The 17,830-nt window shown below is 57.0% G+C and carries 20 protein-coding genes; 9 read left to right on the top strand and 11 right to left on the bottom strand.

From position 1 onward, the window contains the following. Positions 1–9: 9 nt before the first annotated feature. From phnE to phnC, 3 genes are read right to left on the bottom strand one after another with little or no spacing between them, the layout of a single operon-like run. Positions 10–840, bottom strand: a complete 831-nt coding sequence (gene phnE, locus IT895_RS04705; protein ID WP_199284853.1) for a phosphonate ABC transporter, permease protein PhnE — start codon at positions 838–840, stop codon at positions 10–12. Positions 841–849: 9 nt separating this feature from the next. Continuing rightward, a complete protein-coding gene (phnD, locus tag IT895_RS04710) occupies positions 850–1,719 on the bottom strand; it encodes a phosphate/phosphite/phosphonate ABC transporter substrate-binding protein (RefSeq protein ID WP_199284854.1) in 870 nt (289 codons plus the stop codon). Continuing rightward, positions 1,716–2,561 carry a phosphonate ABC transporter ATP-binding protein gene (phnC, locus tag IT895_RS04715; RefSeq protein ID WP_199284855.1) on the bottom strand — a complete coding sequence of 282 codons (846 nt, stop codon included), beginning with the start codon at positions 2,559–2,561 and terminating at the stop codon, positions 1,716–1,718. Before phnC ends, phnD begins: the two co-directional genes overlap by 4 nt. A gap of 302 nt (positions 2,562–2,863) precedes the next feature. On the opposite strand from phnC, the gene IT895_RS04720 reads away from it, so the two are divergent. After that, complete coding sequence (locus IT895_RS04720; protein WP_199284856.1) at positions 2,864–4,540, top strand: methyl-accepting chemotaxis protein; 1,677 nt, start codon at positions 2,864–2,866, stop codon at positions 4,538–4,540. Positions 4,541–4,601: 61 nt separating this feature from the next. On the opposite strand, the gene IT895_RS04725 is transcribed toward IT895_RS04720, so the two are convergent. Beyond that, entirely contained in the window at positions 4,602–5,216 is a 615-nt protein-coding gene (locus tag IT895_RS04725; RefSeq protein ID WP_199284857.1) for a LysE family translocator, read from the bottom strand. Between the two features lie 25 nt (positions 5,217–5,241). Then, entirely contained in the window at positions 5,242–6,072 is an 831-nt protein-coding gene (locus tag IT895_RS04730) for an AraC family transcriptional regulator (protein ID WP_199284858.1), read from the bottom strand. A gap of 71 nt (positions 6,073–6,143) precedes the next feature. Here IT895_RS04730 and IT895_RS04735 point away from each other — a divergent pair, with 71 nt between their 5' ends. Genes IT895_RS04735 through IT895_RS04750 form a run of 5 tightly spaced genes read left to right on the top strand, consistent with a single transcriptional unit; the run spans position 6,144 to position 8,997 of the window. Continuing rightward, complete coding sequence (locus tag IT895_RS04735; protein ID WP_233337371.1) at positions 6,144–7,259, top strand: DUF3541 domain-containing protein; 1,116 nt, start codon at positions 6,144–6,146, stop codon at positions 7,257–7,259. Between the two features lie 51 nt (positions 7,260–7,310). Then, on the top strand, positions 7,311–7,631 hold the full coding sequence (locus IT895_RS04740) for a hypothetical protein (protein WP_199284859.1): 321 nt from the start codon (positions 7,311–7,313) through the stop codon (positions 7,629–7,631). A 13-nt stretch (positions 7,632–7,644) separates the two neighbouring features. Next, a complete protein-coding gene (locus tag IT895_RS04745; protein WP_199284860.1) occupies positions 7,645–8,538 on the top strand; it encodes a dihydrodipicolinate synthase family protein in 894 nt (297 codons plus the stop codon). 47 nt (positions 8,539–8,585) lie between these two features. Further along, positions 8,586–8,717 (top strand): hypothetical protein, encoded by a 132-nt coding sequence (locus tag IT895_RS19505; RefSeq protein WP_254902985.1) that lies wholly within the window; start codon positions 8,586–8,588, stop codon positions 8,715–8,717. After that, positions 8,710–8,997, top strand: coding sequence for a helix-turn-helix domain-containing protein (locus IT895_RS04750; RefSeq protein WP_085920361.1), 288 nt, complete (start codon positions 8,710–8,712; stop codon positions 8,995–8,997). Before IT895_RS19505 ends, IT895_RS04750 begins: the two co-directional genes overlap by 8 nt. Before the next feature lie 94 nt (positions 8,998–9,091). Here IT895_RS04750 and IT895_RS04755 read toward each other — a convergent pair whose 3' ends face one another. From IT895_RS04755 to IT895_RS04780, 6 genes are all read right to left on the bottom strand, one after another. Continuing rightward, the gene (locus IT895_RS04755) at positions 9,092–10,153 is read right to left on the bottom strand and encodes a tartrate dehydrogenase (protein WP_199284861.1); all 1,062 of its coding nucleotides are present in this window, start codon (positions 10,151–10,153) and stop codon (positions 9,092–9,094) included. Positions 10,154–10,230: 77 nt separating this feature from the next. Beyond that, positions 10,231–11,397 carry a mandelate racemase/muconate lactonizing enzyme family protein gene (locus tag IT895_RS04760; RefSeq protein ID WP_199284862.1) on the bottom strand — a complete coding sequence of 389 codons (1,167 nt, stop codon included), beginning with the start codon at positions 11,395–11,397 and terminating at the stop codon, positions 10,231–10,233. A 12-nt stretch (positions 11,398–11,409) separates the two neighbouring features. Continuing rightward, positions 11,410–11,865 (bottom strand): tripartite tricarboxylate transporter TctB family protein, encoded by a 456-nt coding sequence (locus tag IT895_RS04765; RefSeq protein WP_199284863.1) that lies wholly within the window; start codon positions 11,863–11,865, stop codon positions 11,410–11,412. Further along, positions 11,862–13,400, bottom strand: coding sequence for a tripartite tricarboxylate transporter permease (locus IT895_RS04770; RefSeq protein ID WP_085920365.1), 1,539 nt, complete (start codon positions 13,398–13,400; stop codon positions 11,862–11,864). Before IT895_RS04770 ends, IT895_RS04765 begins: the two co-directional genes overlap by 4 nt. Positions 13,401–13,485: 85 nt before the next feature. Next, entirely contained in the window at positions 13,486–14,436 is a 951-nt protein-coding gene (locus IT895_RS04775; protein ID WP_066321646.1) for a Bug family tripartite tricarboxylate transporter substrate binding protein, read from the bottom strand. Positions 14,437–14,631: 195 nt separating this feature from the next. Continuing rightward, positions 14,632–15,369, bottom strand: coding sequence for a FadR/GntR family transcriptional regulator (locus IT895_RS04780; RefSeq protein ID WP_199284864.1), 738 nt, complete (start codon positions 15,367–15,369; stop codon positions 14,632–14,634). A 430-nt stretch (positions 15,370–15,799) separates the two neighbouring features. Here IT895_RS04780 and IT895_RS04785 point away from each other — a divergent pair, with 430 nt between their 5' ends. From IT895_RS04785 to IT895_RS04795, 3 genes are all read left to right on the top strand, one after another. Further along, the gene (locus IT895_RS04785; protein WP_199284865.1) at positions 15,800–16,849 is read left to right on the top strand and encodes a DUF2235 domain-containing protein; all 1,050 of its coding nucleotides are present in this window, start codon (positions 15,800–15,802) and stop codon (positions 16,847–16,849) included. Positions 16,850–16,944: 95 nt separating this feature from the next. Further along, complete coding sequence (locus tag IT895_RS04790; RefSeq protein WP_199284866.1) at positions 16,945–17,280, top strand: zinc ribbon domain-containing protein YjdM; 336 nt, start codon at positions 16,945–16,947, stop codon at positions 17,278–17,280. 117 nt (positions 17,281–17,397) lie between these two features. Further along, complete coding sequence (locus IT895_RS04795; RefSeq protein ID WP_199284867.1) at positions 17,398–17,730, top strand: DUF427 domain-containing protein; 333 nt, start codon at positions 17,398–17,400, stop codon at positions 17,728–17,730. Positions 17,731–17,830: the final 100 nt, after the last annotated feature.

Below are 17,830 nucleotides of genomic sequence, written 5' to 3' on the forward strand. Positions count from 1 at the left end.
TTGATTTCCTTACTTGAATTTCTTACGAAGATGGCCGCTAAGGCTATCCACCATCGTCACCATAACGAGTATGACAATCAGGATGGCGCTGACTTCCTGGTACTGCATGACACGTAAAGAGCCCATTAGCTCGAAGCCGATCCCGCCAGCCCCCACCATGCCCATGACCGTAGAGGCGCGAAAATTGTATTCCCAGCGATAGATGGAAACATCGGCAAACTGCGGAAGAACCTGCGGCAGCACAGCGTGCCAGTGAATCTGTAATCGAGTTGCGCCAGCGGCATTGGCGGCTTCCACTGGGTCTGGGTCGACATGCTCAATCGCTTCGGCAAAGAATTTACCCACCATCCCGATGGAATGAAGGCCGAGCGCTAGCACGCCCGGCAAGGCGCCAAAACCCACTGCAGCAACGAAGATAATGCCCATAATCAACTCGGGCACCGAGCGCAGAGCATTTAGCAACGTGCGGGTTACGTGGAAGACCACGGGATGGGGCGAGGTATTGCGAGCAGCCAGGAACGCCAGGGGCACGGAAGCGATGACCGCTATTGCCGTGCCAGCAATGCTCATGGCGAGCGTATCGACCAACGGAGACATCCAATCCCTGGCATTGGTGAAATCGGGCGGTAGCGATTCACCCAGCAGGGTGGCGATGGCAGGAACCCCGTTGGCTAGGGTGCGAAAATCCAGCAAGTCCACGTACCAACTAGCCAGGAGAACCACTGCCAGTAACGAGCCCACTTGGAAGAGCTTACTCCGCCAGCCGCGCGCGTGTTCGGCCAGCACCGCGTCAGGAGAAAATGAAGAAAGGGCCGGCGGATCCGTTTTGGTCTGATTCATAATGCCCCCTTACATCTTGGCGAAGTCAAGGTTGAGCAGACTACCCATTTCCCGGATCACATCGTAATCGGAGTCAGTGATAACGGCGAAACCTTCGGCTTTCAGGTTGCTCAGGATTTCTTCATCATCAATGCTAATGAAAGCGTCTTGTATCTCCTGCTTGAGTTCCGGGCTCAAGTTGGAACGCATCGCCCAGGGGTACTGCGGATACTCCCCACTGTGACCCAACACCCTAACCTTGCTGCGATCTATCAGGCCGCGGTCCATCACATGTTCAAAGATCACTTCCGATAGTCCCCCTGCATCTGCATTACCATTGGCAACGTTCACCGCCACGGCATCATGGGAGCCAACAAAATGGGCTTCATAGTCCTCTCCTGCTTCCAAACCAGCCGATTCAAGCAACACGGTTTTGGGAATCAGGTGGCTTGAAGTGGAGGCTCGGTCGCCATAGGCCATCTTCATGCCCTCGATATCGGCATAAGACTCAACGCCGGAATCGACATTGGCAATAATGATGGAGCGGTAGGTGGGCTTGCCATCCACAATCATGGCCGCAAAGGGTTCGATCTCGCTTTTGCTTTTTGCCATCACATAGGAGAGGGGCCCGAAGTAGGCGAGGTCGATGCGACCAAAACGCATGGCTTCGATCATGGAGGAGTAATCTGTAGTGACAATTAGCTCAATTTCTTTGCCAAGCGTGCTTTCAAGATAGTCTTTCAATGGCTGGTTGCGTTTGATCAGTTCAGAAGCGTTTTCATCAGGGAGCAGTGCGACTTTTAACAGGTCTGGATTTGGATCAGGATCCGCAGCTAAGGCCGACACGGTCATTCCAGCCATAAGACAGATAGCGAAGAAAAAGCTGAATAGCGGTTTCATTGTGCAATCTCCAGTTTTATCGAAGTGGTATTCGCGGATTGAGGGTTGGGGTTGGTGGTTTCATCGGCTTCGGGTAAAACCCCTGGCGCACCGTGGTAAATCTCATCCAGGTGGCATTGCTGTAACTGTGCCGGGGCTGCATCGAAAACGATTTGGGCATTCGCTAAACCAATAATGCGGTCAGCAAACCGCTGGGCATATTCCAGCTGGTGCAGTGAAATAATGGCGGTAATACCATCTTCACGGCATATGTCTCGCAATAATGTAAGCACTCGCTCAGAGGTTGCCGGGTCAAGGCTGGCCACTGGCTCGTCCGCCAGGATCATGGCGGGCTGCTGCGCCAAGGCACGCGCAATGCCCACGCGCTGCTGCTGCCCTCCGGAAAGCTGATCGACCCTGGTAAGCGCCTTCTCAGCCAGGCCTACGCGATCCAGGCAGTGCAGGGCAAGCTCCTGTTCCTGCCTGGGTAGCGGAAACAAACTGCGCCAGGTGCTGTGGTAAGCAAGCCGACCCATCAGCACATTCTGGAGTGCCGTGTGGCGTTCAATGAGCTGATGATGCTGGAAAACCATGGCGGTTTTGCACCGATGGCGGCGTACCGTAGTAATGGTTTCGAGCGCACCTAGTTCAGCCGAGATCACTTTGCCGGTGCTGGGCCGCACCAAGTGGTTGAGGGAGCGCAGTAACGTAGATTTACCTGCACCGGAAAGACCGAGTAGAACCGTAAACTCGCCTTTGTGGAAATCAACGGTGGTGGGTCGGAGTGCGAGAACATTCCCAGGATATGTCACCCCCATTTTCTCGATGCGGAGCATTAAGTCAGAGAATTGAACAGGCTCCATTGGATCACCTTCTGCAATGTATGAGCTCACTTGATTGTGACTCACAATGCAACGTTAGCGCTCCTAGGTGACAAAGCTGTGTCATGCAGATGATAAGTTAATGACCATCAAAGGGGGCGGGCAGCATGTAATGACATAAGAAATTGGCGCTTTATAAGTTAAAAAAATTTAATGTTTCTGTGCGCGTGCCGATAATGCATTTTGCTTGGTATCAAGATGCGTTGGGCCTAAACACTTGAAGTTACCGAGATGGCTTCCACCTGCCCAATGCAACGCGCTGCGGGCTTTCACGAGATCCCCCCATGCTACTTCTGAATCGAAGCGTTAAACTGCGGCTTGCCGTGAGTTTAGGCGCGTGCATCTTAATGTTAATTGTTGTCGGTATTATCGGTCTCTACAGTCTCAGCAAAACCAACGATGCCCTCAACAGTACTTATGAGGGGAACGTACTCACCTTGGGTGATCTTATTAAGGTCAACCAAGCACTGCTCGGCAACCGGGTAAAGATAACGGCCGAGCAGCGTGATCGAACCCCGGCATCTGCTATAACAACGAAACAAGAGGTTGCGGAGAACGATGCCATTATCGACGCCGCCTGGAATGATTACTTCCCTGAGCGTGTTTCTGGTGATCAAGAGCGTGCAATAGCCGAAAGCTTTATCGTGTCGCTAGCCAGTCTGCGTGCCGGTATTGACGATATTAACGCGGCAATGATTGGCAATGATTATGACGCCGCCAGAGAGATAGCCACCACCACGCTACGTGCTGAATACCCTAAAGTGCTCACGGCGATTCAGGGCCTTATCGACCTTAACAGCGCCCAAGCCGCCGCCAATAACCAGCAGTCATCAAGCGACTATATTTGGACGCGCAACTTCGTTATAGGCGTTATGGTGGCGGCGATCATCTTCGGCATTCTGCTCTCAATATGGTTGGTTCGCGGCATCATGACACCGCTGGGCAAGGCGCAAGCACTTGCCAACGCCATGGCTGAAGGCAGGCTCGATAACGACGTCGACGCTTCAGCCAAGGATGAGTTTGGTGTGATGCTCAGAGCGTTAAAGAGCATGGAAACCAAGTTCTCGCAGGTGGTCATGTCCGTTCGTAATAACGCCGAGTCCGTGAATGTGGCCGCCGACGAAATCGTGCTAGGCACTGATGATCTCAGCCGCCGGACGCAGGAGCAGGCCTCCAGCATCGAACAGACCGCGGCATCAATGGACGAAATCACCTCCACCGTGCGCCAGAACGCCGACAACGCTTCCGAAGCCGACAAGCTCGTGCACGATGTTAACCAGCAAGCTAACGCCGGGGGCGAGATCGCAGGTCAAGCCATCAAGGCAATGGAAGGTATCAACGCTTCAAGCCGCAAGATTGCCGGTATCGTCGGCTTGATCGATGAAATCGCCTTCCAGACCAATTTGCTGGCGCTGAATGCCTCGGTAGAAGCCGCACGTGCGGGCGAGCAGGGGCGTGGCTTTGCGGTAGTGGCGAACGAAGTACGCAACCTGGCAGGGCGTAGTGCTGACGCCGCCAAAGATATCAAAAAGCTCGTTGAGGAGAGTATCGGCCAAGTCGACAACGGCTCAAGTCTGGTCAACCAAGCAGGCAAGTCGCTCGAAGGTATCGTTCATGGTGTTAAGCGCGTCTCGGTGTTGATGGGTGAGATTGCCACTGCCAGCCGCGAGCAGTCCCAAGGTATCGAGCAGGTAAACACGGCCGTCTCGCAAATGGACAGCGTCACCCAGCAGAACGCGAGCCTGGTGGAAGAGTCCAGTGCGGCAGGACGTTCATTGCAAAGCCAAGCGGAAGCGTTGTTGAAGGAGGTATCGTTCTTTAGAGGAACGACCACCGGCCAAAGCCAACGTGCGCTACCCGCTACGCCAAAAGCGCGTGACAGCCAGCCACGGGCCACTAAAAGCTTGCCGGCTCACGTGATTGGTGGCAAGCAAGACACCGAGAAATGGACTTCTTTCTAATCGCTAGCCGTTATGAAAAGCGCCCTCAGGGCGCTTTTTTTCTGAGCAATCAGCTAACGTCCTAACTGGCAGAAGAGGTAAGCGGCAGCCATACATGCTCAAACCCGATCGAAAACGCCACGGCGACCAATAGCCCGGCCATTAGCCCATTAAAGCGCCTCACAACGGCTGGGTTTTTAATCCGCTGGCCGACCAAACTGCCCATCACTACGTAACTGCCAGGCGCGCCCGCGGCTAGCATGGCAAGCCCGAACGCCCACATCACTAGGCTAAGCCCATTAATGCCAGCGGCAGGAAATTGCAGTGTAGTAATCGGCAGGGTGGCGACAATGGCTTTGGGGTTCAGTAACTGCATGACTAACCCATCGCGATAACTAACCAGCCGAGGGACGTTAGCGGGCGTGCTGAAGTCGGCGTTGGCGCGGGCAATTTTGCAGGCCAGATAAATGATATAACTACACCCCAGGGCGCTTACGACCACCAGTGCGTCATCATTGATCCAGGCAGCGCCCGCCCAACCCAACACCAATAAATACGCCAGCATCGCCGTGCCCACGCCAAGGCAAAATCCCAACGACTGTCTGGCCTGGCCATTGATGCCCACGTTCAGGCCGAGCAGATTCACAGGCCCAGGGGTATACATGACGCCCAGGGCATAGGCGATGATTGCTAACATGGTAAAACCTCTATGCGTGGTGGGACTAGCGGGCGATATCGCGCTGATATTGGTGGGGCGTCATACCATAAATACGCTTGAAGCGGCGATTGAAATGGCTCAGGTCGGCAAAGCCAAAGCGGAGTGCTACCTCGGTCAACGGGGTGCCCTGGTCGAGCGCGGCACGGGCCGCATTGACCCGGCCATTCATCACGTATTGATGCGGCGTCATGCCGAAATGCTGACGGAACAGACGCAAGAAATGGTACTTGGACAGGTGTGCGGCCTGGCTGATGTCGTCCAGCGACATATCCGCTTCCAGATGCGCGTGGATATACTCCCGCGCCAGGTCCAGCAGGGCCTCCGGCCGGTGCGTAACCTGGCTGGGTTGAACATGGCCGCCCAGCTGCGCCGTACGCTCTACTACCCGATAAAGCGCGTTCTCCTGATCGATGCAGCTACCGGCCTGAGACGTCACCAAGCGCGTCAGTTCTAAAATGGCCTGGCGCAGTGGCGCATCCTGGATCAGTGTTTGACGGGAGCGGAAATCCGCGCCGCGCTCGTGGCCCAAGACATCAGCAAACAGCGGTTTCACCTGTTCCGGATGGGCGTACACCATCAGGTAATCCAGCGCCCGCTCACCACCCGAATGCCCGTCGTGGACTTCTTCCGGGTTGAATAGAATCACGTTGCCCGGTGGGCTACGGTGAAACTGGCCGCCGCTGAAAAAGTCCTGACGCCCGGCCAGCGTCACGCCAAAGGCATATTCCTCATGGGCGTGGGGAGCGTAGCTAAAATCCCCAATGGCCGCTTTCAGCACCGTTAGCGTCGGCACATGATGACTTTTGAAGAACTTAAACCGGCTGGCGTTGCTCATGCCGACCTCTCCTGATGAAACCCAACACCTCGAAACACAGCCCTAGCTTATGCCGACAATGTCACTGATGCTTGTACATAATTGCTCATCGACAGTGCAATGATCGACTATCGTTAGTGAACACCCTCAAGGGAGTCGGCATGAGAAAACTCTTTTCACTGATGATGGTGCTGGCGTTGGTCGGCTGTGCCGCCATCGAGCAGCAGACGGAGCGTGACGCCCAGCGCGATGCCGGTTTGGCCATCCAGGCGGTCTACGAGCAGGCGCTGCCGACGCTGTCCGAGGACAAGCAGCGCCACTTTGCCCAGCGGCTCTACCGCCTGACTGGCGAGCAGCGCTGGCGGCCCCTCAATCAAGCCTACGGCGAGCGACTACTGACGCGACTCGAGGAGGACATCGTCGGCCTGGCCGAGCCCGGGTACGCGACTGCCCGCAGCCGGGCGATCGTTGCCGACTACTCCCAGAGCACAGCCAAGCAGCGTGCCCGACGCGCCATGCTGGGGGAGTGGGGGGAGATCGCCTTCGCCCGTTCGCTGCTGTTCCGGCAGGTTCAGGCCGAGTACCACGGCCTGCTGCCGGCCCTTGAAGATCACGAGCGGGCGTTGGGCTACCAAGCCGAGGTCGCCTGGGCGCCCTTTTTGACTGACCCCGCGGTGATCGGGATCTATGCCGCTCAGGTGGCCAACTATGCGTACTTCCTTCACCAGCTCGGCGTGATGGATCTGCGCCGGGAGGTGGAGGCAGCCTTCCGGCGCCACTACCCCCCCGAGCGAGTCGCCGAGCTCGACGACGCCGAGTACCGTAACTGGCTCTATGGCCTGACCCACTTCGTCATCGCTGACAGCCGCTACTACCAGCGGAAGGCGGACCCGGAAGTGCACGCTTGGGTGCTGGAAGCGCTGGAGCGGGAGGCAGCCGGTATCATGACCCGGGCCACGGCCGACATCCAGGCCGAAGTGGCACTGGCCTTCCAGCTAGCCGGTCGCGACGACCACCCGCTGGTGGGCCGGGTGCGCGAGGCGCTGGTGGCGGCGGTGGACCCGGCCAGCGGCATCATTCCCTCGCCCTCGGGGGAAAAGGGACTGGCGGGGGGTGAACATCGCAACGTTCTGGCGATCATGGTGTTACGCTGGCCGGGCCATCTGTATCCCGGCCCCGACCTCTCGGACGGAGTGGGCCAGCGCTGAAAAGCCCTGACGGGCAGCATGGTGCCAACGTCATACGCTTGAGGAATTTACATGGGAAAGCTCTTTTCACTGATTGTACTGGTAGTGCTGGGTTACGCTGGCTTGTACGTCTATTACGGCGTGGCCGTACAACAGGAAGTTGAACAGCAACTGGCAGATCGCGGGCTGTCGTCCATCACCGTCGATGACGTGACGTACGGGCTGACGGCGCCGATCAGCACCTCAGCCAATATCGCCATTACCCTTACGTATCAGGGCGCTCAGGCGACCGTGGATATGGCCGTTCAGGGGCACCCGGTGTTCTCTGACGAAGTCAGTGTCGAATTTGACGGCCTCCAGGCGCTGCGCCTGGGGATCAGCTTTGGGCAGTAAAGGAGCCTTCATCATGTTGACCGGCCTGAGCGCATTTCCGCTAACCCCCATGAACGAGCAGGGCATTAACGAGCATGAGTTTGCTCGCCTGGTGGCGCGCTTGGCGGAAGCCGAGGTGGACTCCATCGGTGTGCTGGGCTCGACGGGCAGTTACGCCTATTTGAACAGTGACGAGCGTGCCCGCGTGGTCAAACTGAGCGTGGAAAGGGCCGCCAGGGTGCCCGTCATCGCCGGTATTGGCGCGCTACGCACCCGCGATGTGCTGATCAATGCCGAACATGCCCAGCAAGCAGGCGCAAGTGGCGTGCTGCTGGCGCCGGTGTCGTATCAAAAGCTCACCGATGAGGAAGTGTTCAGCCTGTACGAAACGGTCTGCCGCTCGCTGAGCGTGCCGCTCTGCGTTTACGACAATCCCGGCACCACGAACTTTCACTTCAGCGACGAACTGCACGGGCGCATCGCCCAACTGCCCCAGGTGCGCTCGATCAAGATACCGCCGGTGCAGAACGATCTGGCCGCTGCCAAGGCACGCGTTGCAGAGCTGCGCGGGGTAATCCCTTCTGATGTGACCATCGGCATCAGCGGCGACCCGGCTGCTACCAACGGGTTACTTGCCGGGTGCGATGCCTGGTACTCGGTGATCGGCGGGCTCTACCCGGACATCGCACTGGCGCTCACCCGCGCCGCCCAGGCAGGCGATACCGAGCAAGCGATGGCCCGCTCCCAGGCACTCGAGCCGCTATGGGCGCTCTACCGTGACTACGGCGGCAGCCTAAGGGTTACCGCCACCATCGCCGAACTCACCGGTGACGTCAGCCAACCCTGCCTGCCTCAGCCGCTGAACACGCTGCAAGGCGAAGCCCGTGAAAGAGTCAAAGCCGTTGTTGAAACGCTTGCGTTAAGCTGAGGGTGTTGGCGCCTTCAACGAAACCGTCACCCGTGAGAGCCACAGACATGCACTACCGCACCATGACCATCGACGACTATGGGCACCAGCGGGTTCTGGAAAGAGTGGTGGCATCAGAGCGCGCCAGCATTCCTGGTCATACGCTCAAGCAGATAGCGGAGGCAATTAAAAATGGGTGACAGGGACCTTGGGGCAGAAATTCTTGATGGTATCAATGAAATCAAGCAGTTCAAGAAGGGTAAATTGGCTCTACGAACGCATGAGCTTTCAGAACCTTCACCACCCAAAGAGATAAGGCTGAAATTGCACATGTCTCAGTCAGCATTTGCCGGTCTTATGGGCGTGAGTGTGCGAACCCTTCAAGATTGGGAACAGGGTCGGCGCGAGCCGCAAGGCCCTGCAATTGTGCTTCTGCGTATTGCTGAGCAACATCCAGAAGTTTTTAGTCAGTTGCACTGACCAAGTTTACGCAGTACTCACGCATTTTTTCTTTAAGTTGCTTCAAGAACGCCATTCTTGAAGCAACGGCTAGCTTGAAGCAACGGCTATGTACTTATTGTTGCTCGATGTCGGAGCAGATGGCTCGGGTCATATCCTGCGTGGTCGCAGTACCCCCAAGATCCATTGTCTGTTGGCCTGAGGCGGTTAATCGCTCTATAGCCGCCATCAGTCTCTCAGCTGCCGTCAATTCCCCTAAGTGCTCCAGCATCATGGCAGCTGTCCAGAAGGCACCCACGGGGTTGGCAATGCCTTTTCCAGCAATATCAAATGCTGACCCATGAATCGGCTCAAACATGGAGGGAAACGCTCTCTCAGGATTAAGGTTGGCAGTGGGGGCAATGCCCAAGCTGCCTGAAAGAGCGGCGGCCAGGTCCGACAAGATATCGGCATGGAGGTTAGTCGCCACAATGACATCCATGGTCTCGGGTTTTAGTACCATACGGGTAGTGGCTGCATCGACAAGTTCCCTATCAATCGTTACGTCAGGAAAGTCTTTCGCAACCTCGAAAAACACTTCATCCCACAGCACCATGCCGTATCGCTGGGCGTTGGACTTGGTGACCAATGTGAGTTTTCTCCGCGGGCGGCTTTGGGCGAGTTGAAAAGCGAAACGGTGAATGCGTTCTATCCCTTTTCGAGTAAATATCGCCACCTCCGTGCCGACCTCCTCGGGATGCCCACGATGCGTACGGCCACCGTTGCCTGCATATTCACCTTCGCTATTTTCGCGAACGATCACCCAGTCAATTGTTTCAGCACCTTTTAAGCGGCTATTCACACCAGGGAGCACACGGGCAGGACGTACATTGGCATATTGGTCAAAGCCCTGGCAGATAGCGAGCCGAAGGTCCCAAAGCGATATATGGTCGGGAACCTCCTGGCTGCCTACCGCACCGAAGTAGATAGCATCAAATGTCGAAAGCTTTTCCAGTCCGCCTTCCGGGATGTATTCGCCCGTCTCGAGGTAGCGCTTAGAACTCCAATCAAAATCTTCGAATTCAAACTGAAAATCGTCACTTTTCTGCGATAACGTTTCCAGTACCTGCTTACCCGCTTCAATAACTTCAAGGCCTATTCCATCACCCGGTATAACAGCGACACGGTGATTGCGCATATCGTAAGCTCCTGCTTTTATAAAAAGCGTTGTTGTAACTTGTTGTGGCTGAGCGGCCAGGGCGTTATCAGTACCGCTCAGCGGAGATGCTTATCGAAGACGTTCATGAGCTCTCGTTTGTCCTCGAAACCAATGCCGGGCATCGCCGGGATGGCAACATATCCACTTTCGATGGGTGTCGAGTCGGCGAAGCCGCCGAACGGGGCAAAAACCCTCGGGTAGGACTCATTTCCTCCCAGCTTGAGGCCGGACGCGATGTTGAGAGCGAACTGGTGGCCACCGTGCGGAATACATTGTCTCGATGACCAGCCATGTTGCTTCAGCACCTCGAGCATGCGCAGGTATTCCACCAGCCCGTAGCTGAGGACGGGATCCATCTGCAGAATGTCGCGATCAGCGCGCATGCCGCCGTAACGCAGCAGGTTGCGAGCATCCTGATGAGAAAACAAGTTCTCGCCGGTGGCCATGGGGGGCGCATAGTGCTCACCCAGTTGCTGCTGCAAGGCGTAGTCGAGGGGATCTCCCGCCTCCTCGTACCAACGAACCCCATAGGGGGCCAGGCCCTCCGCGAAGGCCAGCGCGGTCTTGAGATCAAAGCGGCCATTGGCATCAACGGCAAGGCGTGAAGCGTCACCGACAACGTCGATTGCCGCCTCGACCCGTTCGAGGTCTTCGGCCAAGGGCACCCCGCCAATCTTCATCTTGGTACAGGTATAGCCAAGGTCGAGATAATCGCGCATCTCGTCTTTAAGGGCACTGACCTGCTTACCGGGATAGTAGTAACCGCCTGCCGCGTAGACCGATACGTTCGCATCGGCTGTCCCATCGCCATGACGCTCGGCCAATAGCTGTGCCAGGGACTTGTTCTCCGTCTTGGCGACGATGTCCCACACCGCCATGTCGATGATGCCCACCGCCACCGAACGCTCACCGTGTCCACCGGGTTTCTCGTTGGCCATCAATACGTTCCAGACCCGGAAGGGGTCGAGATTGGCCCCGCTGTCATCGACCAGGGCCGTGGGGTCGGCTTCACGCAGGCGAGGCAGGAAGCGCTCGCGCAACAGGCCACTCTGCGCATAGCGGCCATTGGAATTGAAACCGTAGCCCACTACCTGACGGCCATCGACCCAGACATCGGTATAGATCGCCAGGACCGATACATCCATCTTCGCGAAGGAGATATAGGCGTTGGCAATGTCCGAGGCGATTGACACCCGCGCCTCACGAATATCGGTGATTTTCATGCATCACTCCTACTAAAAGAACAGACCCGTCGGCAGGCGCACATTGAGCACCTCCGTGAAGGTCAGGTAAAAGACGCCGACTAGCACCACAATGATGGGGCTCCACTTCAGCATGCGCTGCCAGCTAACCACCGTCTCGACCCTGGCGAGGTACCAGGTAAGCGCGAAGAAGGCGATCAGCGTCGTGAGCAGAAACCCCAGCAGGTCGACCAGGCCCCACCAGAGAAAGAAGCCGATGATCACCGTGACCAGGCGCAGTGGGCTGCCGGTGATCTCGACTTGGCGGCCACTCGGCTTGACGAAGCCCTTGACGATCAGGGCGACCGAAATGAGAGTGAGGATCAGCAGGACGGCACGCGGAAAAATGATGCTCAGTCGGCCGATATCCGCCCGCGGGAACCACAGCGCGGCACCAAAAGTCAGGCCTAGAGCGCCTGCGGCGATGTCGGTATTGAGGCGCATGATCATGACGAGCCTCCGCTATCCTCTTCGACCTTGTCCAAAAGCCCCTTGCGGGCCAGCCACATGGGCACCAGTGCCGTGGCGGCGCCCAGCAGCACCATGCCGGCCAACACCATGGAAAGCGGATTGCTCACCAGCCGCAGCCAGGGAATCGGGTCGACGACCGCCGCCATCAACGTCTGCACATAGCCCTGTTCGGCAATGCCACCCAGGATCAGGCCAAGCACGATGGGGGCCGCCTGGATGCCGATCAGCCGCAAGAAGTAGCCAGCCGTGCCCAGGATGAGCATGATGCCTACATCCAGCATGCTATTGCGCAATGCAAATGTCCCAAGGATGGTCACCATGGCGATGCTCGGCACCAGGAAATAATAAGGCGTGCGAATGACCACACGATGGATCAGGCGCCCGCCCAGCAGCCCCACCGGCAACAGCATCAGCGCCGATAAGCCCATGGAGAGAATGAAGCCGTTGGTCAACACCCCAGACTCGGTGAACAGGTCGAGGCCCGGACGCAGCCCATGCATCAGCAACACCCCGAGAATGATGGCATCAGGAGGCGCCCCGGGAATGCCCAACGTCAGCAGCGGCACCATGCTGCCAGCGACCATCACATTGTTGCTCGACTCCGAGGCCACTACGCCATCGATGTTGCCCTTGCCGAAACTCTTGGGATCCTTGGAGAAACGCCGTGCCTCGTTGTAGGCCACCAGGCTGGTGACGTTTCCTCCGGCCCCCGGAATGATCGCGATAATCTGCCCGATCAGGCAGGAGCGGATCAGGTTGACGGGCTTGATGAAGATATGCCGGGCGATCCTGGCGATGGAAACCTCTTTCTTGCGCAGCTCGCCACCGCCGGGCAATGCCCCGCGCCCCTCAGCCGCCATGGTCAACAGTTCGGGGACCACGAACAGCCCGATCAATGCGACGATCAGCTCGATGCCGCCTTGTAACGGCGGATAGCCAAAGGTGAAACGGCTCTCTCCCCCGACCGGCGACACCCCGATCGTGCTAAGCAGAATGCCAATACAACCCGCCAATAACCCTTTCAAGAGCGAGTCGCTGGACAGACTGGCCACCAGCGTCAGCCCTAACATCGCCACCCAGAACATTTCTGAGGGGCCGAAAGCAACGGCCAGCCGGGCAAGCGGCGGTGCAAGAATCAAAAGAAAGATGACCCCGATGATGCCGCCCACCACTGAGGCAATGGTCGCTGCCGCCAGGGCCTCATAGGCTCTTCCCTGACGTGCCATGGGGTAGCCGTCAAACGTCGTGGCAATGGACGATGGGGTACCGGGCGTATTGATCAGGATGGCCGTAAAAGCACCGCCATAGATAGACCCCATGTAGACTGCCCCCAGCGCGATCAACCCCTGCAGAGCTTCCATTGAGAACGTGAAGGGGAGGAGCATGGCAAGCGCCATCGTGGCCGTCAGTCCTGGCATGGACCCAATGAAGAGTCCCGCTGAGACGCCCAGCAGTACTGTGAAGATACTTTCAAAGGTAAGGAGGGAGGTCAGCGCCTCCAGTAACATCTCCATGAGTCACCCTCCCAGTGGCCACGCGTGTGGCCATCATGGTTCAAGAAAAAGGGGCCCACTCAGGAGCCCCACGGAGGGAAAGGTGTTACTCGGCCTCTTCGAGGATGGGGCCGTAGGCCTCACGCAGCATGGCCATGACCTCGTCAACTTCATCACCGGTGATGTATTCCATCACGAAGCCCAGCGGCTCCTGTTTTTCGGTGATCTGACGGTTGGCCTCTGCGAAGGCTTCTTCGAGGGTTGCAACCACCTCGTCAGGGGTGTCCTTGGGCACCGCAACGCCGCGATAAGCACCGCCCACGATGTCGTAGCCCTGCTCCTTGAAAGTGGGGGCATCAGGCAGCGCCTTGACGCGCTCTTCGGCGGCCACGGCCAGGACCTTGACGCTATCGGCCATCTCGGTGCCCAGCATGGTGTAGTTAAAGATACCGGCGACATGGCCACCTTCCAGCGCCCCTTTCAATGGCCCGGTCCCCGAGAAGGGAATGTAGGTCAGATCGATATCGGCTGCTTTCTCGAAGCGCAGCATGTCCAGGTGATTAGCGCTGTAGGTACCACTGCCGCCCAAGGTAATCGCCTCTGGGTTCTCCTTGGCGTCCTCGACGAGATCTTCCAGCGTGTCGTAAGGGCTATCGTCGGAGACGATCAGCGCGTTGGGAGTTGAGTGGAAGAAGGTGACGATTCTCCAGTCGTCGGTCTCGTAACCGGCGTCATTGCGCTGGATCGGCTGGCCGATGATATGCGGAATATTGACCCCGATGATCTCGTAGCCGTCAGGCTCTGCGCTGTTCTGGAATTCACTCCAGGCCACGGCACCCCCGCCACCCGGCCGGTGAGTCACATTGACCGACACGCCAAGCTCCTCTTCCAGGATCGGTTCCTGGAAACGCGCCGTCACATCGGATTCACCGCCTGGATCGAAGGGAATGATGTAGGTGATGTCTTCTTCCGGGTACTCAGCCTGGGCCATTCCGGCAAGGCCCATGGTGGCGATTGCCGTTACGGACATCGCGAGCGTCTTGTAGGTAAATGTCATAAAGTGGTGCTCCGAAGTAGTTGTATTATTTTATCTACGTTTCTTCGTCGTTATGGGCAGTGACGCGAATTAGAGCCGTGGTGTTTGTTTTTATATTTCTCGGCCTGCGTCCTACGGGGTCGTTACACACCTTCATTCGCCAGGGTGAACGACCTTACAGTTCAAGCTAGTCGAGTTGTAAAAGTTGTCAAATTTCTATCCTTCGAAGACGCGCCGACGCGAACTGCTCAAGTGATGCTGCATACAAAAAGCGGCACGTTCAGGGTCTTCCGCAAGGATGGCGTCGTGGATGTCACGGTGTTCGACCTGTACTTCGGGGACATGGTGCTCTGGGCGTCGCAAGCCCAGGCCGCGGGCCATGTTTTGGCCATACGTGATGGCGGGCTTAAGCGACAGCAGGGTATCGGAGAAAAACCGGTTATGCGTGGCGTGAGCGATGGATAGATGAAAGTTGAAATCGGCATCCACGCCCAGCTCATTGTCGCGGATACGCTGCTCTAGCAATGCCAGCGCTTGAGCCAGTGCCACACGCTCTTCGTCTGTTGCCTTGATGGCCGCGAGTCGTGCGGCCTCGGTTTCCACGGCGATTCGGAACTCAAAACAGCGTTGGATATCGGCCAGGCTTTCCAGCGGAGCGAACTCAAGCATGGCACGCTCGGGGCGCCGCTGGACGAAACTTCCCGCCCCACGTTGTGAGCGAACTAATTCATCATCGCGCAGCCTGGCCAACGCTTCGCGCACGATTGGACGCGACACACCGTAATAGGACGCCAACTGTTCCTCTGATGGAAGCCGCTCACCCTCACCGAATTCACGCTGAATAATTCGGTCGACGATATCGCCGTAAACCCGGTCGCTAAGCTTTTGGCCCCTGCCATCTGGCATCTCCCTGGAAGGGGGCGCTGGCGAGACTTTTTCCATGGATGGAGGCATGCACTTTCCCCAAAACTGTTGGTCGTCATTGTTTATTCACTCCCAGCATACGCCAGCAAAGTGTTGGGCCTCCATCTTCAGCGCGGTTCAATCGTTACCTGAAGAACCCGGCAACGAACGATAGCGGGTTCGGTCTCCCTGAAAGCCTCGCATGAATGCCCAGCCCGATGGGCTTTGGCGCTGAGACATCGGCCGATCAGTGGAATATGGGGATCGGATGCCATGTAAAGCGAGATAGAAAGAGCGCCCGCATCGAGGGCGCTTTTGCGGATTGGCTATCAACAGGTGACGGAAAGCATTTTCGACTACAGTTAGTTACATAATGTTGAGGCCGCCGGATGCGCTATGCCCAGGGGTACATAGCGCATCCGCTGCCCCTCCGTCATCGGTCATGAGCACTGTTCAAGTGCGCATCATCATGGGGAACACCATGACAAAACAAAAATTGATCCTGCTCTTTGATGGCACCTGGAACGACCCTGAAGACCAGACGAATGTTTATCGTCTTACGCGGCTCATCCACGATTATGATGGTGATGTAAGGCAACGGTTCTATTACGACCCCGGTGTGGGTACCTCCAGGTTTCGGCGCATCAGCGGCGGTGCCTTCGGTTTCGGGCTGAGCAAACATTTACGGAATGGCTATGACTGGCTTTGCAGGCGTTACCAGGAGGGCGATGAGATATGGATATTCGGGTTCAGCCGTGGTGCCTACACGGCCAGAAGCCTGGTGGGGCTGATACGAAAATGCGGGTTGGTGCACGTGGTCACGCCAGGCTTGCTCGGCAAGGCCGAAAGCATTTATCGAGACAAAAATCTGCACCCGGATGCTGACGCTTGCAAGGATTTCAAGAAACGCTATAGCCGCCAGCCGAGGATTCATTTCATTGGCATATGGGATACCGTTGGCGCGCTGGGCGTGCCCGGCACCAACCTGTTTAAAAGCCAATACGATTGGCACGATACGGAGCTTTCCAGCATTGTCGACCATGCTTACCAAGCGGTGGCGCTGGACGAGCACCGGGAGACCTACAACGTCTCGCTCTGGACCAGCAAGGACGGCAAGCCCAAAGCCGGCAACCGCGACGTAGAGCAGCGCTGGTTTATCGGCGCCCACGCCAATGTCGGCGGCGGGTATGGCCCCGACGACACGCTGCCCGACATACCGCTGAACTGGATACTGGGCAAGGCGGAAAAGGCGGGCCTGAAAGTGAATTCATTCGACGTTGCCGAGGATGCCTGGAAGGCCGCGCCAAGAGATTCTTTCGCCGAGTTTCTGTGGGGGATTTACGGCAAATTCAAACGCATCGGAAACGCAGAAGACGGCCGATTCTACCGGCAATATTCCCAAGGAATGCAGGGAAAGCCGGCGGTCAATATTTCAATCGATGACAGCGTCTGGAAGCGCTGGGCCGATACAACCTGCGATTACCGGCCACGCACCTTGACCGATGCCAAACTGACCCCACCGGAGCAATAGGCAGGGCGGGCAAGCTTCATTGGCGTGACTCCATTCGCCAAGTCTACCAGGGCGCAGTATCATAGGCCGCTAATCAAACCACAGAAGCCACTACTATGTCGTGCCCACCTTGCCCCCGTTGTCAGTCCGAATTTGTCTACCAGGATCAAAGCCTGTTCATTTGCCCCGAGTGTGCCCATGAATGGAACCCCGAAGAGGCCGCCGCTGAAGACGCGGTCACCGTCAAGGATGCCAACGGCACCCTGCTGGCAGAAGGCGACAAGGTCACGCTGGTGAAAGACCTCAAGGTGAAAAGCAGCTCTATCGTGCTCAAGATTGGCACAAAAGCCGTGATCAAACGGCTCAAGGAAGGCAAGGACCACCAGCTGGATTGCAAGGTCGACGGTGCCGGCGACATGATGGTCACCGCCCAGTTTGTGAAGAAGGCCTAATTCCTCCCTCCAATCCATCCGCTACCGACTAAAAGCTAAGCTGCGAGGGTGTGTTTAACATAAGTTAACTGGTAGGCTAATTTTACTAGAGCGTAAATCGCCGCAGGGAACAACTTAATGCCACATGCCCCACGCATCGAGCTTCACCCCGTTAACCAGCGCGTGCAGGTGCATGTGGATGGCAAGCTGCTTGTGGAAATTATAAAGAGTACTCAAGCCCTCGAACTCCGCGAAACCGACTACCCGCCACGCCACTATTTCCCACGTGAAGACGTGCGGATGGGTTTGCTTACCATCTCAGAAACGACCACCCATTGCCCCTTTAAAGGGCATACAGTGTATTTCTCGCTGGGTGACAATAAAGATATTGCCTGGAGTTATGAGCAGCCGATTGAGGGGATGGAAGCGATAGCAGATTGGGTGGCGTTTGGTGGGGAAGAGAACGAATGATGTCTTCCGACCCTGAGCGGACGTGCCTGGAAATGCCGCAGGCGCGCGAATTTTGGCTATGTGGGATAATTAAAGTTAATATTCAAAAGAATCATAGGCC

It is taken from the genome of Halomonas sp. A40-4, from assembly GCF_015767635.1.
Taxonomy (GTDB): domain Bacteria; phylum Pseudomonadota; class Gammaproteobacteria; order Pseudomonadales; family Halomonadaceae; genus Vreelandella; species Vreelandella janggokensis.

Excerpts from the sequence above, each read along its gene's own strand:
- phnE (WP_199284853.1), bottom strand. The coding sequence starts at position 840 with ATGAATCAGACCAAAACGGATCCGCCGGCCCTTTCTTCATTTTCTCCT.
- phnD (WP_199284854.1), bottom strand. The coding sequence starts at position 1,719 with ATGAAACCGCTATTCAGCTTTTTCTTCGCTATCTGTCTTATGGCTGGA.
- phnC (WP_199284855.1), bottom strand. The coding sequence starts at position 2,561 with ATGGAGCCTGTTCAATTCTCTGACTTAATGCTCCGCATCGAGAAAATG.
- IT895_RS04720 (WP_199284856.1), top strand. The coding sequence starts at position 2,864 with ATGCTACTTCTGAATCGAAGCGTTAAACTGCGGCTTGCCGTGAGTTTA.
- IT895_RS04725 (WP_199284857.1), bottom strand. The coding sequence starts at position 5,216 with ATGTTAGCAATCATCGCCTATGCCCTGGGCGTCATGTATACCCCTGGG.
- IT895_RS04730 (WP_199284858.1), bottom strand. The coding sequence starts at position 6,072 with ATGAGCAACGCCAGCCGGTTTAAGTTCTTCAAAAGTCATCATGTGCCG.
- IT895_RS04740 (WP_199284859.1), top strand. The coding sequence starts at position 7,311 with ATGGGAAAGCTCTTTTCACTGATTGTACTGGTAGTGCTGGGTTACGCT.
- IT895_RS04745 (WP_199284860.1), top strand. The coding sequence starts at position 7,645 with ATGTTGACCGGCCTGAGCGCATTTCCGCTAACCCCCATGAACGAGCAG.
- IT895_RS19505 (WP_254902985.1), top strand. The coding sequence starts at position 8,586 with ATGCACTACCGCACCATGACCATCGACGACTATGGGCACCAGCGGGTT.
- IT895_RS04750 (WP_085920361.1), top strand. The coding sequence starts at position 8,710 with ATGGGTGACAGGGACCTTGGGGCAGAAATTCTTGATGGTATCAATGAA.
- IT895_RS04755 (WP_199284861.1), bottom strand. The coding sequence starts at position 10,153 with ATGCGCAATCACCGTGTCGCTGTTATACCGGGTGATGGAATAGGCCTT.
- IT895_RS04760 (WP_199284862.1), bottom strand. The coding sequence starts at position 11,397 with ATGAAAATCACCGATATTCGTGAGGCGCGGGTGTCAATCGCCTCGGAC.
- IT895_RS04765 (WP_199284863.1), bottom strand. The coding sequence starts at position 11,865 with ATGATCATGCGCCTCAATACCGACATCGCCGCAGGCGCTCTAGGCCTG.
- IT895_RS04770 (WP_085920365.1), bottom strand. The coding sequence starts at position 13,400 with ATGGAGATGTTACTGGAGGCGCTGACCTCCCTCCTTACCTTTGAAAGT.
- IT895_RS04775 (WP_066321646.1), bottom strand. The coding sequence starts at position 14,436 with ATGACATTTACCTACAAGACGCTCGCGATGTCCGTAACGGCAATCGCC.
- IT895_RS04780 (WP_199284864.1), bottom strand. The coding sequence starts at position 15,369 with ATGCCTCCATCCATGGAAAAAGTCTCGCCAGCGCCCCCTTCCAGGGAG.
- IT895_RS04785 (WP_199284865.1), top strand. The coding sequence starts at position 15,800 with ATGACAAAACAAAAATTGATCCTGCTCTTTGATGGCACCTGGAACGAC.
- IT895_RS04790 (WP_199284866.1), top strand. The coding sequence starts at position 16,945 with ATGTCGTGCCCACCTTGCCCCCGTTGTCAGTCCGAATTTGTCTACCAG.
- IT895_RS04795 (WP_199284867.1), top strand. The coding sequence starts at position 17,398 with ATGCCACATGCCCCACGCATCGAGCTTCACCCCGTTAACCAGCGCGTG.